Origin of the sequence: Streptomyces sp. NPDC102490, assembly GCF_044765285.1 — a bacterium.
GTDB lineage: Bacteria > Actinomycetota > Actinomycetes > Streptomycetales > Streptomycetaceae > Streptomyces.
The window spans coordinates 202,489-216,805 of record NZ_JBIWJU010000006.1 but is presented as its reverse complement, the minus strand read 5'-3'; the positions used below and the strand labels follow the sequence as shown (position 1 = coordinate 216,805).

Genomic DNA, 14,317 nt, shown 5'->3' with positions numbered 1-14,317 from the left:
ATGCCCGTCGCAGCGTCCTCCGGGGTGCTGCAAGGGGAGGGGACATGTACATGGGTGCGATCACGCGCGAAGAGATCATCGCCCTCGAGCAGAAGGCGGTGGATCGCGCCTACGACTGCTATGCAGCGCTGCTGGCCGAAATGACCGGGGGCTCGGTCGCCATGGCCTCCGCCAGCGGCAAGGACAGCGTCGCCAACCGGATCGTGGCCGAGGAGCGGGCCGCGGCGTACGACGGACTCGGCAACGAGTCGCTGGTCATCGGCCGCGTCGACGTACCGGACGAGGACGAGCCGGGTAGGGGGCCCAAGACCTGGTACGTCGGCCGACGTGCCGTTTCTGACACCCGTACCCGCGACACCGTCGTCGTACTGTGGACCAGTCGGCAGGCCAAGAAGTGGTTCGAGGCGCTGCCCGAGGCCCCGGGCGAGGTGCTCCTGCGGCGGCAACTGCGCTGTGTACAGCGCGTCGTCGAGGACTACTTCGACGAGATCACTGCCGCCGCCCCCGTCCCGCAGCCACGGCCGGCGGCAGACGACGCCCAGCGGGAGCCCCAGCCCGTGGAACCGGCCACCGTCACGCAGAAGGAGGGAGCACCGAGCCGGCCCGCCCCCACACCCGCAGACATCACCCGCGTCCAGCGCCAGAAGCCGCTGCAGCCCGACGACTTCCTCCTCCGCGAGCTTCAGCGCTCTCGCCGCGGCAGCATGCGGGACATCGTCGAGACCATCCGTCGTGACCAGATGGCTCTGGTCACCGGCTCGCCCTCCGACATCCTCGTCATCCAGGGCGGCCCGGGCACCGGCAAGTCGGCGGTCGGCCTGCACCGCGTGACCTGGCTCGTCAACAACGGGCACTTCCAAGCCCAGGACGTCCTCGTCGTCGGCCCCCACCAGCGGTTCCTGGAGTACGTGAGCCAGGTGCTGCCCACGCTCGGCACCCGGAACGTCAACGCTGTGCAGGTGAACCGTCTGTGGGACGGCGAGGTCCTCGGCACCGACACTCCCCAGGCGCGGGTGGTGAAGGCCGACGAGCGTATGGCGGCCGTCCTGCGACGGCGCGTCGAGATCGAGTGCCGTCCCGAGGCCGTCGACGAGTTCACCACCACTGCCTCTTACGAGGGGGCCAAGCCGGAGCTCACCGTCACCGTCGGCAGCACGACCCTGCGCGTCCCGCGCTCCGAAATGCTTTCGCTCCTCGACGAGGTGCGCCAAGGCGACGGCTCCTATCGTGAGCGCCGCGACCGCTTCCGCGGGCTGCTCGTCGACCGCCTGCTGCGGGAACTCGTCGCCGTCGCCCCTCGCCGCAGCCGCGACGACACGATCCGCCGCGACCTGGAACGCAACCGTCAGGTCGAGCGCCTCATCGAACGTGTCTGGCCTTCGCCCGGCGCCAGGGAAGCCCTCCGCACCCTCTACGACTCCGAAGACCTCCTGCGCACCTGCGCCGAGGGCGTTCTCGATGCCTCGGAGCAGGCAGCTCTGCGCCGTCCTCGGGCCGACACGGCCGACGCCGATCCCTGGACGCTCGACGACCGGGTCTGCCTCGAAGAACTGCGGTATCTCATCGCCGGGGAGACCCCGCAGCGGTACGGGCACATCGTCGTCGACGAGGCACAGGACCTGACGCCCATGCAGGCCCGCTCCCTGCGCCGGCGCTCCGCCGCGCAGGGCTCCATGACCATCCTCGGCGACCTCGCTCAAGCCACCGGCCCCCACACCCACACCGACTGGGACCGCCTCGGCACCCTCCTGTCCGACCACGGCGACTGGCGCGTGGCCGAGCTGAACACCAGCTACCGCGTGCCCGCCGAAATCATGGAGTTCGTCGCCCCCCTGGCCCGTACCGTCGCCCCCGCGCTGCCGTACCCGCAGGCCGTGCGTGCGGCGGGTGAGGGCGCCGTACGGACGATCGCGACCGAGCCGTGGAAACTCCTCGACGACACCGTGGCCCAAGCCACCCGCCTCATCGGCACCAGCGACGGACACTCCCTGCGCTCCGTGGCTGTCATCGTCCCCGACGACTCTGGCTGGCTCGACGAGATCAGTCACCAGCTGGACCTGGCCGACGGCATCACCGAGCAGGGACGCGAGGCGGTGTCCGTGCTGGCTGCCGCTCAGGCCAAGGGCATGGAGTACGACCACGTCCTCGTCGTCGAACCCGCCACCATCGCCGACCGAGGCCCGGCCGGACTGCGCCAGCTGTACGTCGCGCTCACCCGCAGCACCCAGAGCTTGACCGTCCTGCACACGTCCCCGCTCCCGGAGGCCCTCACGAACACCGACGGCAGCAGTGCCGAACCAGCACCCACCGAAGGCGAACCAGGCATGGCACACGCTGACGTCCCTGACATCGGTACGGACGTCCGAGTCCGCGTGACGGGCCGGGCACCCGGTGGCCGGTACAGGGTCAAGGCCCTGTCGCCCGCGCTCGACGTCCCTCTGGTCCTGACCGTCCGCCACGGCTCGGTGCCCCCGCGTCCCGGCGCGGTACTGGACTGCTGGGTGTTCGCTCACGAGACGAACCATTGCCTGCTCACCGCGGACCAGCGTGGCCGCCAGCCCATCTCGCCGAGAATGGCGGAACGCTACCTGGCGGCGCTCAGCGTTTTCGACGAACTGACCAACCGTGACGGAACCGTTCCGGAGAACGCCCGTGATCGTCTGTCCGAGCTCAAGGGCATGGCCAACCGCGTCCTCCGCCGCGACCAGGCGGACTGGGTGGACGTGCGTCGCGTGCTCGGGTCCCCGGACAAGCACCGCCTCAGCCTCCTGCGCGACCTCGCGGCGCACACCAACCGCATGCTCAAGGACGGCGACCTGGACCTGAACCGCCTCCAGACGGACCTGGCACGCGCCGGCTGGGCCCAGGCCCTGCACGAAGCCCGGGAGGCCCTCCAGCGCAGGGTCGCCACGGGCGAACCCGAAACCGACGACGCACCCTCCACCGCTGAACAGCAGTCCGAGCAGAAGGAAACCGAGCCCGTGACCCCTGCCGAAGACCTGCCCGCCACGCCCGCGCCAGCGCAGGGGTTTCTGCACTTGCTGGAGAGCGCGGCGACCGCCGACCGCACGTGCAGAAAGCACGAGGCGGTGCGGCATGCTCTCAAGGCCGCCCTGCTCTGGGAGGACCTGCAGCCGACCGACTCCCCGGTCGTCGACGTCAGCCGGATCGCGGACGACGGCCATTTCCTCTACGAGGTGCTCGGTGCGGGCCGCTCCACCTACGCCGACCTCCGCGCGGGAGCCACCCGCCTCTTGGAGATCAACCACACCCTGCCCGCGCCTGCCGACCGCCTCTACCTGGTGCTCTCCGAACCGCCCGCCGAGGACTGGTCGGCCGACACCGTGTTCGGTGTCTTCGGGGTTCAGGTCCTGTGGCGCACGCCCGACAGTTGGGGCGGCCACGACGCGCAAACCGCCCTGGGCTCCGGAGGGGCGTAACCACTTTCGACAGAAGCGCGATTGCATGCACGCTCGTGAGCTCCTTGGGTGCCCAAAGCGGAGCCAGAGCCCGATGGCCCGGAGAAGACCGGGCCTGAGTCCGTGCCGGATGTCGCTTATCCGCTGGAGAGACGTCGGGGGATCAACTCTCCGTCCGCTCACGCAAACGGCCCCGGACGAGGAGTCCGAGGCCGAGTAGAAGCCCTCCCTGGGGAAGAAACCCCAGGTCAGAGCGGTAATGCGTTGTGCCCCCGGCAGGATTCGAACCTGCGACACCCGCTTTAGGAGAGCGGTGCTCTATCCCCTGAGCTACGAAGGCGTGCCGTCGCTGGGCGCGGCGGTGACAACAGGTTAGCGGATCGGGGGCCGGGGTGAGGGTCGGCCCGGGTCAGGTGGGGGGGACGTGGACGAAGCGGCCCGCTACCGACAGGTCCGCCTCGATGTGGGTGGCCGTCCGGGACAGTTCCGGGAGGATGTCCGTGCAGCAGGACTGTGCCGTGCGGCGGGCGGCGTGCAGGGCGACGTTCAGGGCCGCGACGACCCTCCCCGTGCGGTCGCGGACCGGGACCGCGATGGAGCGCAGGCCGGCCTCCAGTTCCTCGTCGACCAGGGCGTAACCCCGCGTCCGGGCCTCGGGGAGGGACAGCAGGACGTGGCCCAGTGCTGTCGCCCGGGCCGGGAGACGGGAGCCGACCGTGACGCGGGCGCTCAGGACGCGGGTCGTGGACGCCCGGGCCGTGTACTGGATCTCCTCGCCCGACTCCGTCAGGACGGCCAGCGACGCCGACTCGTGGACGCGGTCGGCCAGAGCCGTCAGGTGCGGCTGGGCGATCTCGGGGAGCGAGGTGCGGGAGAGGGGCGGGAAGCCGAGGGACAGGACCCGGGGGGTGAGGGTGAAGGTGTGGTCGGGGGCCGGGGTCAGCAGGCCCGCGTGGCCGAGGGTGATGAGGGCTCGGCGGGCGGTCGCGCGGGCCAGGCCGGTCGCCTGCGCGACCTGGGTCAGGGTCAGCGCGGAGCGGCCCTCGCCGAAGGCGGTCAGGACGGTCAGGCCGCGGGCGAGGGACTCCACGAACTCCCGGCCCAGTTCCTGTTTCGACGCGCCCGTCCAGGTGGCGAGGCCCGCGCGGGGTGGGTCCGGGACCGAAGGGGGTGCGGTGCGCAGGTCGTCCTCCATCGCCGCGACCGCCGTCCGCAGGCGGGGGAGCAGGGCCGTCCGCAGGTCCGGTGCCGTGTGGCGGCTGGTGTGGCTCACCACGCTCGCCACGCAGGCCACCCGGCCGGTGCCGGGGTCCCGTACGGGGACCGAGAGCGCCACCAGGCCCGGTTCGATCAGTTGGTCGTCCAGTGCGTAGTCGTCTGCTGCCGCCTTCGCCGTACGGAGGGTGAAGTCCTCGTCGGGGGTGGGGTGTTCGCGGGGTGGTACGGCGGGGAAGGTGTGGTCCGCCGGGTCCGCGGCTCGGCGGCTCCGCCAGCGGTGCCAGTCCGGGTCCGTCCACTCCGTGGCGAAGAGGGGCCCGGGGGCCGTGCGTTCGGCCGGGAGCAGGTCGCCGATGCGGAAGCTCAGGGACATGGCGCGGCGGCGGGTGGCCTGGTGGATGAAGCGGATGCCGTCCCGGTCGCCGACCGCCAACGACACCGACTCGTCCAGTTCGTCGGCCAGTTCGTCGGCGCGGGCGGAGAGCAGGGCGGGGAGGCGGAGGGCGGCCAGATAGGCGTTGCCCAGCTCCATCAGGCGGGGGGCCAGGGTCACGTCGCGGCCGTCCAGGCGGACGTATCCCATGCGGGCGAGGGTCGCGGTGAGGCGGTCGACCGTGGAGCGGGCCAGGCCGGTGGACTTCTCCAGGGCGCTGAGGCTGAGGGTGCCGTCGCTCGCCTCGGTCAGGCGGCGGAGTACGGCGATGCCGCGGAGGAGGGGGGTGACCGCCTCGGCCGGTGCGACCCTCTCGGGCGGTGCGACCGTCTCGGCCGGTGCGATCGCCTCGGGCGGTGCGATCGCCTCCGCCGGTGCGCCCCTCTCTGGCGGTGCGATCGCCTCGGCCGCCGGGGCCGCCTCGGCCGCCGGGGCCGCCTCGGCCGCCGGGGCCGCCTCGGGCGCCGGGGCCGTCTCGGCCGCGGCGTCCTCGTCCTGCGCGGCGGCAGCCCCGGCTCGGGCGCCATCGGTGCCGGTGGAGCCATCGGTCCCGTCACGGGGAGCGTCGTGCGTGGTGTGGGCGGGCATCGGCTCTCCGGTACGGCGGTCACGGCAGCAGGGCGCCTACGGTAGCCCGATACTGCCCCGGTAATGCCGACCCCGCTCGTGCCCCCAGGGCCCCCGGCGCCCCCTCCGCCCCGGCCGTCACCTCCGGGTGACGCGTACCCGGACGTCTCCCGTCCCGTCCTTCGCCGGCCCCGTCACCTTGATCGTGACGCCCTTGCGCGGGTCCCTGAAGGTCTCGCCCGGGGTGAAGGCGGCGTCCGAGAGTTCGGCGTGGACGTTGGGGCTGCGGGTGCAGCCGCCGCTGTCGCGCCGGGAGTCGTAGACCCGTACCGGACCCATGCCGGTGTCGACGTCCGCGTCGACCTTGTAGATCAGTACGCCGGGCCGGCACACCGTCTCGTCGTTGCCCTCGCGGGTGCGCAGCTCGACCGCGTAGCCGGAGGTGCCGCTCAGCGGGAGGACCACCAGCTTGTCGCCGCCCCTGCGGGCCAGCGGGGTGAGCGTGTACTCGGTCGTCCCCGGCGCGGAGGCGCAGTGCACCTGGGACGGGTCGAGCCAGCCCAGCTTCCACTTGTGCCAGCCGAGGAGGTCGTTGTTGGCGCCCCAGTCCTCGCTCATGATGTCCCAGTGGCCGACGGCTCCTCCGCCCTCCTGGGTGTAGAGGTCCGGGAGGCCGAAGACGTGGCCGTTCTCGTGGGGGAGTACCCGGTAGCCGGTGTCGTCGTAGGAGCCGGAGCCGTCGTCCTGGCGGGAGTAGACGAAGGAGGCGTTGGCCACCGGGACGCCGTCGGCGACCGGGGCCTCCTGGTTCCCGGCGAAGGTCACGGACAGGACCGTGTCCAGGGCGGAGGGGCCCGCGTTCGGGGTGACCAGGACGTTCAGGAGGTCGTACGCGCGGAAGTCGACCTTCGGGTCGGCCGCCGCGACCAGGTCCTGGACCAGTTTGCGGTAGCCGGGTTCGAAGGGGGCGCCGCGTTCTATGCCGTACTCCGCGAAGGACTTGGGCATCCGGAGCCAGTCCCGGACCGGGGTTTCGGGGCGGTAGTCGAGGCGGCCGTAACTGCTGGTGCGGAACCACTTCTCGGTCTGCGGGAAGAACTCCGCGTACCGGTCGAGTGCCCTGCCCTCGCCGGGCGCGTCCGAGAAGTCGACCATCAGGTTGAGGGCGCGGACGGTGCCGGTGGAGCGGGCGTAGCCGGTCGAGGTCGGCACGCCCTCGGACATCTGGATCTCGGCGCCGCCGCTGATCATGCACGGGCCGTGCGCGGAGGAGCGGGAGAGGGCGGCGGGGCCGGAGCCCGCGGTCGAGGTGCCGGGCGCGAGCCGGCCGGTGCCGGCCGAGGTGCTGAGCGCGAGGGTCAGGACGGCGACGGTCCCGGCCGCGGCCAGACTGCGCGGGCGTATCGCGGCCAGTGCGCGCGGGCGTATGCGGCGGCTCGGCGGCTGCACCTGCCCGTGCGGCTGCATGCGGACCTCCCCGGCCACGGCAGCCGCCCGACACCGGCTGCACCCTTGCGCTCACCCTGTGCCGAGGGGTGGGCGGGCGCGCGCTGGAGAGGCCGATCGTGGGTTTCTCGCCGGTAGCCGCCGGCCCGGGGACGGGCCGGAACCGCGATGTGACTCAGGTCACCGGAAAGTTCTTCGGGAGTGGGAAATAACCGGGGATCGTTTCCCCGTTTAGACCTGTGTCCGAGCGAAACGGGGATTCCTTCCCCGGATCGTGAACCCAGTCGTCACACCCGTGACAGACACCCTCACAGACACCACCGACCTCAAGGAGTACGCCGTGCAGACCGCGATCCCCGATCAGCGCAAGGTGGCCCGGCCGCGCGCCGATGCGCTGCGCAATCGGGAGCGGATCGTCACCGCCGCCCGCGAGATGTTCGTCGAGAACGGCCCGGACGTGCCGCTCGACGACGTCGCCCGCCGGGCCGGCGTCGGCAACGCCACGGTGTACCGCAACTTCCCCGACCGTGACGCCCTCGTCCGCGAGGTCGTCTGCTCGGTCATGGACCGTACGGCCCGGGCGGCCGAGCTGGCCCTCGCGGAGACCGGTGACGCGTTCGAGGCGCTGGAGCGCTTCGTGCACGCCTCCGCCGACGAGCGGATCAGCGCCCTGTGTCCCATGGTGGCCAGCACCTTCGACCAGCACCACCCCGACCTGGAGGCGGCGCGCGGACGGGTCGAGCGACTCGTCGCCGAGGTCATGGACCGGGCGAAGGCGGCCGGTCAGCTCCGCGGCGACGTGGGTGTGGGCGATCTGATGATCGCCGCGGCCCAGCTCAGCCGGCCCCCGGCCGGTACGGGGTGCCTGAGCGCCGACCGGTTCGTCCATCGCCATCTCCAGCTGTTCCTGGACGGGCTGCGGGCTCCCGCCCGCTCCGCCCTCCCGGGTACGGCCGTGACCGTGGAGGACCTGCGCCGGCCCTGCGACCAGTAGTCCAACGACCACTACTTCAGCCCGTTCCAGTTCCACCGGTTGAGCCAGTACCACCGGTTCAGCCAGCACCACCAGTTCAGTCAGCTCCACCAGTTCCGTCACCGACGCCGAGCGTCAGCGCCGCCGCTGACAGCGGGCCGTCGGCACGGGTGCAGTCGTCCCTTTTCTCGTCTTTTTCCGTCACGAAGTCCGAAGTGGGTATCCCCATGTCTCAAGCAGCCGTCAAGGCTTCCGGCGTCTCCGACGCCCCGGACGCCGGTCGCTGGAAAGCGCTGGTCTTCATCGCGCTCGCCCAGCTGATGGTGGTCCTCGACGCCACCATCGTGAACATCGCCCTTCCCTCCGCACAGCAGGACCTCGGTATCTCCGACGGCAACCGGCAGTGGGTCGTCACGGCCTACGCCCTCGCCTTCGGCGGTCTGCTGCTGTTCGGCGGCCGGATAGCCGACCTGTGGGGCCGCAAGCGCACCTTCGTCACCGGCCTGGCCGGCTTCGCCGTCGCCTCCGCGCTGGGCGGCGCGGCCACCAACGAGGCGATGATGTTCGGCTCCCGCGCCCTCCAGGGCGTCTTCGGTGCCCTGCTCGCGCCCGCCGCGCTCTCGCTGCTCGCCGTGATGTTCACGGACGCCAAGGAGCGCGCCAAGGCCTTCGGCATCTACGGTGCGATCGCCGGTGGCGGTGGCGCCGTGGGTCTGATCCTCGGCGGTTTCCTCACCGAGTACCTGAACTGGCGCTGGACGTTCTTCGTCAACATCCCGTTCGCCATCGTCGCCGCGGCCGGCGCGTACTTCGTCATCCGTGAGCCCCAGGGCGGCCGCAACCGCTCGCCGCTCGACATCCCCGGCGTGATCCTGTCCACCCTCGGTCTGGTCGCGCTCGTCTACGGCTTCACCCGCGCCGAGTCCAACGGCTGGAGCGACGCCCTGACGGTCGGCATGTTCGTCGGCTCGGCCGTGCTGCTGCTGACCTTCGTGCTCGTCGAGTCCCGGGTCAAGGCCCCGCTGCTGCCGCTGCGCGTGATCACCGAGCGCAACCGGGGCGGGATCTACCTCTCGCTGGGTCTGGCCATCATCGCGATGTTCGGCCTGTTCCTCTTCCTGACCTACTACCTGCAGATCGTGAAGGGCTACACGCCGGTGAAGACCGGCTTCGCCTTCCTGCCGATGATCGCGGGCATGATCACGGGCTCCACCCAGATCGGCACGCGCCTGATGACGCGGGTCGCGCCCCGGCTGCTGATGGGCCCCGGCTTCCTGGTCGCCGCCCTCGGCATGCTGTTCCTCACCCAGCTGGAGGTCGACACCTCCTACGCCGGTGTGCTGCTGCCCGGCATGCTCCTGCTCGGCCTCGGCATGGGTACGGCGTTCATGCCGGCCATGTCCCTGGCCACCATGGGCGTGGAGCCGCGGGACGCGGGCGTCGCCTCGGCGATGGTCAACACCTCGCAGCAGGTGGGCGGTGCGATCGGTACGGCACTGCTGAACACGATCGCCGCCTCGGCCACCACGTCGTACGTCGCCGATCACATCGCCGGCGCGACCTCCCGCTCCCAGCAGCAGCTGGTCCAGCTGCAGGGCCAGGTGCAGGGCTACACCAGCGCGATCTGGTTCGCCGTCGGCATCCTGGTCGTGGCGGCCGCGATCGCCCTGACCTTCGTCAACGCCGGGCGGCCGGGCAGCGGCAACGCCGTCGCCGGTTCCGGCACGGGCGACGCGGCCGAGGACGAGCTGCTGGTGCCGGTCGTCGCCCACTGACGCCTGACCCGGTACCCGCTCGGGCCCCTGTTCCACCCGTGCGTACGGGGAGGGGACGCCCCGTACGCACGGTTCCCCCGGACCTGCCCCGGCCGCGCGCTCAGCGCAGCCAGGGCAGGTCCGCACCCGCTTCGCTCGGCTGAAGTCCCTCGGCGACGATCCGCATGATCTCGCCGAGGGACTTCTGCTGTTCCGGGGTGAGCCGGTCGAAGACCGCCTGGCGTACGGCGTTCACATGGCCCGGGGCGGTCCGGCGCAGCACCTCGTAGCCCTCGTCCGTGAGGATGGCGAACTGGCCGCGCTTGTCGGAGGGGCAGTCCTCGCGGCGGACCCAGCCGTTCTTCTCCAGGCGGGCCACCGCGTGCGAGAGCCGGGAGCGGGTGATCTTCGCGTACTTGGCCAGCTCCGTCATCCGCAGCCGCCGGCGCGGCGACTCGGCCAGCTTCACCAGCAGGCCGTAGTAGACGTGCGGCATGCCCGCGTCGCGCTGGAGCTGCCGGTCGAGGTGGTCCTCGAGGAGGGTGGCGGCCTCGATGTAGGAGCGCCAGACCAGCTGCTCCTCGGCGGTGAGCCAACGGGGTTCGTCGTTCATGGGTCCCACTGTACGAAACGACTCCTTGAACATTAAACAAAGTCGGGGTAGTTTGATGACACGTGAAGATTGAGAGTTCAAGTACGGGAGGAGTGGCCATGACCGCCGCCCCGGAGCGCATGCCCGCCCTCTACCTCAGCCACGGCGCCCCGCCCCTGGCCGACGACCCCGTCTGGCCCGGCGAACTGGCCGCATGGGCCGCCGGCCTGCCGCGCCCGAAGGCGATCCTCGTCGTCTCCGCCCACTGGGAGGAGGCCCCGCTCGCCCTCGGCGCCACCCGGACCGTCCCCCTCGTCTACGACTTCTGGGGCTTCCCGGAGCACTACTACCAGGTGCGCTACGGAGCGCCCGGCGCCCCCGCGCTCGCCGACTCCGTACGCAAGCTGCTGCGCGCCCCCGGCACGCCCGTGCAGGACGTCCCCGACCGCGGCCTCGACCACGGCGCCTACGTGCCGCTGGTCGAGATGTACCCGGGCGCCGACATCCCGGTCCTCCAGGTCTCCATGCCGACCCTGGACCCGGTACGGCTCATGGAGACCGGCCGCAGGCTCGCGCCGCTGCGCGACGAGGGCGTGCTGATCATCGGCTCCGGGTTCTTCACCCACAACCTCGCCGCACTGCGCCAGGGCGGCATCCCCTCCTGGTCCGCGGAGTTCGACGACTGGGGGCGGCGCGCGCTGGAGGGCGGGGACGTGGACGGGCTGCTCGACTTCGCCCGCAAGTCCCCGGCGGGACGGCTCGCCCACCCGCGCACCGAGCACTTCGCCCCCCTGTTCGTGACCATGGGCGCGGCGGACGCGGCCGGTGAGCTGGACACGCGGCGGTCGGTGATCGACGGGTTCTGGATGGGGCTGGCCAAGCGGTCGGTGCAGTTCGGCTGAGCGCGGGCGGGGGCGCCCCGGTGGCGGCGGCCGGTGGGCCACGGCCGGCGGCCGGCGGCCGGCGGTCGACGGCTACAGCGGCTTCTCGTACCAGGCCACGTCCCAGTACCGCCCGAACTTGCGGCCCACCTCCCGGAAGGTGCCCACGTGCCGGAAGCCGAAGCGCGCGTGCAGCCGGGCGGACGCCTCGTTGGGCTGGGCGACGGCCGCGTAGGCGCGGTGGAGGTCCTCGCCGGCCAGGGCGGCGAAGAGGGACGTGTACAGGAGCGAGCCGATGCCGCGGCCGCCGGCCCCCGGAGCGACGTAGACGGTGGTCTCCACGGAGGTCGCGTAGGCGGGCTTCGCGCGATAAGGGCTGGATGTGGCGTACCCCAGAATCTCCTGTGAGTCCGCGTCCGTGGCAACCCTCAGCCGGTGCGGGCCGTCTTCAGGGTGGGAGAGCAGCCAAGGGCGGCGCTCTTCCGGGGTGAACGGTTCGGTGTCGAACGTGATGGGCGTCTCACGTACGTAGTGGTTGTAGAGGGCGGTGAGGGCTTTGAGATCGTCCTCGACTCCCGGTCTGACCTGGACCTCCGCGGTTCCCGACGGCATCGCCCCTCCTCGTGTGGCGGCACAGGGTACTGCATGATCAGAAAAATTGAGGGGCGGGTTGGGAATTCTGTCCGGATTCCAGTCGTTGTTTCCATCGGATGCAGGGCACCCGAGGAGAGTCCCGAGAGGGACTGGGGACATCGGAGACGCCCCCGCAAGGTGTCCGAGCGTCCACAGGACCACCCGCTGAACCACCATCGCAAGGGAGCACGCATGGCAACCCGTGCCGTCGCCCGTCGTAAGTCCGCCACCGGCGAGACCTCCGGCTCGGCAACCAGCGTCCGCGCGAACGGCGGCGAGCTCGCCGACCGCGATCTGGTCGGCATGTACCTCGACGAGATCGCCCGGACACCGCTGCTCGACGCCGCCAAGGAGGTCGAGCTGTCCCAGACCATCGAGGCGGGTGTGTTCGCGCGGCAGGTCCTCGAAGGGTACGAGGAGACCGGGGCGGACGCCACCCGCGAGGAGCTCCAGGCCCTGATCGACGAGGGCGAGCGGGCCAAGGACGTCTTCATCCGTTCCAACCTCCGCCTGGTCGTCGCGGTCGCCCGCCGCTACCCGCGCAGCGGTCTGCCGCTCCTCGACCTGATCCAGGAGGGCAACGCCGGCCTGGTCCGCGCGGTCGAGAAGTTCGACTACCGCAAGGGCTTCAAGTTCTCGACGTACGCGACCTGGTGGATCCGTCAGGCCATCACCCGCTCCATCGCCGACCAGTCGCGCACCATTCGGCTGCCCGTCCACCTGGTGGAGGAGCTGGGCCGGATCCGGCGCGTGCAGCGCGAGTTCAACCGCGAGCACGGCCGCGAGCCGGAGCCCGCCGAGATCGCGGCCGAGCTGGGCTCGACGCCGGAGCGCGTCACCGACGTGCTCGACTGGGCCCGCGACCCGGTCTCGCTGAACATGTCGGTGGACGACGAGGGTGAGACCCAGTTCGGCGACCTGCTGGAGGACACCTCGGCCGTGTCGCCCGAGCAGTCGGTGCTGACCCTGCTGCGCAGCGAGGAGCTGGACGACCTCATCGGCCGCCTCGACCCGCGCACGGCGTCCATCATCAAGATGCGGTACGGCATCGACGACGGCCGCGAGCGGACGCTGACCGAGGTCGGCAAGGAGCACGGCCTCACCCGTGAGCGCATCCGCCAGATCGAGAAGCACGCGCTGCTGGAGCTGAAGAAGCTGGCCCGCGACACCGGCTTCGAAGCGGCGGCGTAGCGCGGCACCGGCGACGGCCGGCCGTGCGGCCCGGCCGCCGCGTGACGCGGGGGCGTGACGTGGCGGATGGGGCGTACGCCGGTGGTCGAACCCCGCGCGAACATGGCTGTACAACGCTGCTTCAACTCGCGGGGGCAGGGAAAAAGACGTTCGAGCCCCCCGCTCGAGGCAGGACAACGCACCGTTCTGCCGCACCGTGACACCACCGCGGCACACTGGACCAGGTCCCGACGCACTCCCCCCGGCGCCGGGACTTCCCGAGCCGGGCCGCGGCGCCCCTCCCCCCGGGGTGCCGCAGCCCGGCTCTTCTCCTGCGCGAGCGAGGCCGGCCATGAGCCGGGGCAGAGCGGGAAGGCGGGCCACCCCGAACCTGAACCCCGGGGTGGCCCGCCGGATGGCAGATTCTGCCACAGCGGCATAGCCTGCCGAAGTGAGCAGCACGGTTCCAGCACATCCCGACCCCGGACCGGGTCCGGCCCACCACCCTGCCGGACAGGCCGTACCGGTCATACCGCCCGAACCGGCCATACCGGCAGTACCGGTCTCCCTGACCGAGCGGCGCAAGGCCGAGACCCGGATGGAGATCGCCCGCGCGGCGGCCCGCCTCTTCGCCGGCCAGGGCCTGCGGGCCACCCGGGCCGAGGACATCGCCAAGGCGGCGGGTGTCGCCCCGCGCACCTTCTACCGCTACTTCGCAGCCAAGGAAGAGGCCATCGCCCCGCTCTACGCCCTGGGCGCCGAGCGCTGGGTGCGGGCGGTGCGGGAGGCCCCGGCCGAACTGTCCCCGCCCGCGGCCCTGGAACACGCCGTGCGGCACACGCTGACCCCCGGCGCGGGGGTGTCGGCGCCCTCCTGGGAGGGGGCCCGCGCCCTCATCCGCCTGGCCGAGAGCAGTCCGGCCCTGCGCAAGGTGTGGGCGGAGGTATGCCACTCCACGGAGCGGGGCCTTGTGGAGGCGCTGGCGGCGCGGCTGTCCGACGGCGACGACAACGTTGCCGCACGGCTGGCCGCCTCCCCCCGGCTGCACTTCGCGGCCGCGGTGGCGGGCGCGGCCGTACGCGTCGCGGCGGAGCACTGGGCGTCCTCGTCCTCCCGGGAGACACGCAGCCCCCTGGACCAGGCGCTGCTGAACCTGGAGGTGCTGCGGGGGTTCACGTGGGGGGACGGCGCCGCGGAACAGGGGTGAGACCCGGGGCTCACCCCGCCGCCG

The 14,317-nt window shown here is 71.8% G+C and carries 10 protein-coding genes and 1 tRNA gene; 6 read left to right on the top strand and 5 right to left on the bottom strand.

What is annotated here, in order from left to right:
- Positions 1–50 precede the first annotated feature (50 nt).
- The gene (locus tag ACIRGB_RS15290) at positions 51–3,440 is read left to right on the top strand and encodes a HelD family protein (protein WP_403863956.1); all 3,390 of its coding nucleotides are present in this window, start codon (positions 51–53) and stop codon (positions 3,438–3,440) included.
- A 246-nt stretch (positions 3,441–3,686) separates the two neighbouring features.
- On the opposite strand, the gene ACIRGB_RS15285 is transcribed toward ACIRGB_RS15290, so the two are convergent.
- The 3 genes from ACIRGB_RS15285 to ACIRGB_RS15275 all read right to left on the bottom strand — a co-directional run bounded on the left by ACIRGB_RS15285 (position 3,687) and on the right by ACIRGB_RS15275 (position 7,104).
- Positions 3,687–3,759 (bottom strand) — tRNA-Arg (locus ACIRGB_RS15285).
- 69 nt (positions 3,760–3,828) lie between these two features.
- The gene (locus ACIRGB_RS15280) at positions 3,829–5,658 is read right to left on the bottom strand and encodes an IclR family transcriptional regulator C-terminal domain-containing protein (RefSeq protein WP_403863953.1); all 1,830 of its coding nucleotides are present in this window, start codon (positions 5,656–5,658) and stop codon (positions 3,829–3,831) included.
- Positions 5,659–5,775: 117 nt separating this feature from the next.
- Positions 5,776–7,104, bottom strand: coding sequence for a M6 family metalloprotease domain-containing protein (locus ACIRGB_RS15275; RefSeq protein WP_403863950.1), 1,329 nt, complete (start codon positions 7,102–7,104; stop codon positions 5,776–5,778).
- A 319-nt stretch (positions 7,105–7,423) separates the two neighbouring features.
- Here ACIRGB_RS15275 and ACIRGB_RS15270 point away from each other — a divergent pair, with 319 nt between their 5' ends.
- Both ACIRGB_RS15270 and ACIRGB_RS15265 read left to right on the top strand, forming a co-directional pair.
- Complete coding sequence (locus ACIRGB_RS15270; protein ID WP_403864869.1) at positions 7,424–8,077, top strand: TetR/AcrR family transcriptional regulator; 654 nt, start codon at positions 7,424–7,426, stop codon at positions 8,075–8,077.
- Between the two features lie 206 nt (positions 8,078–8,283).
- Positions 8,284–9,831 carry an MFS transporter gene (locus ACIRGB_RS15265; RefSeq protein WP_403863947.1) on the top strand — a complete coding sequence of 516 codons (1,548 nt, stop codon included), beginning with the start codon at positions 8,284–8,286 and terminating at the stop codon, positions 9,829–9,831.
- A gap of 100 nt (positions 9,832–9,931) precedes the next feature.
- On the opposite strand, the gene ACIRGB_RS15260 is transcribed toward ACIRGB_RS15265, so the two are convergent.
- The gene (locus ACIRGB_RS15260; protein ID WP_007388762.1) at positions 9,932–10,423 is read right to left on the bottom strand and encodes a MarR family winged helix-turn-helix transcriptional regulator; all 492 of its coding nucleotides are present in this window, start codon (positions 10,421–10,423) and stop codon (positions 9,932–9,934) included.
- A gap of 119 nt (positions 10,424–10,542) precedes the next feature.
- Here ACIRGB_RS15260 and ACIRGB_RS15255 point away from each other — a divergent pair, with 119 nt between their 5' ends.
- Positions 10,543–11,304: a dioxygenase gene (locus ACIRGB_RS15255; protein ID WP_403864866.1), complete on the top strand. Its 762-nt coding sequence runs from the start codon at positions 10,543–10,545 to the stop codon at positions 11,302–11,304.
- A gap of 72 nt (positions 11,305–11,376) precedes the next feature.
- Here the strand turns inward: ACIRGB_RS15255 and ACIRGB_RS15250 are convergent, their stop codons facing one another.
- On the bottom strand, positions 11,377–11,895 hold the full coding sequence (locus tag ACIRGB_RS15250) for a GNAT family N-acetyltransferase (RefSeq protein WP_403863944.1): 519 nt from the start codon (positions 11,893–11,895) through the stop codon (positions 11,377–11,379).
- 213 nt (positions 11,896–12,108) lie between these two features.
- Here ACIRGB_RS15250 and ACIRGB_RS15245 point away from each other — a divergent pair, with 213 nt between their 5' ends.
- Together ACIRGB_RS15245 and ACIRGB_RS15240 are read left to right on the top strand one after the other, a co-directional pair.
- The gene (locus ACIRGB_RS15245) at positions 12,109–13,107 is read left to right on the top strand and encodes an RNA polymerase sigma factor RpoD/SigA (protein WP_030190975.1); all 999 of its coding nucleotides are present in this window, start codon (positions 12,109–12,111) and stop codon (positions 13,105–13,107) included.
- Between the two features lie 430 nt (positions 13,108–13,537).
- Complete coding sequence (locus ACIRGB_RS15240) at positions 13,538–14,293, top strand: TetR/AcrR family transcriptional regulator (RefSeq protein WP_403863940.1); 756 nt, start codon at positions 13,538–13,540, stop codon at positions 14,291–14,293.
- The last annotated feature ends 24 nt before the right edge of the window (positions 14,294–14,317 follow it).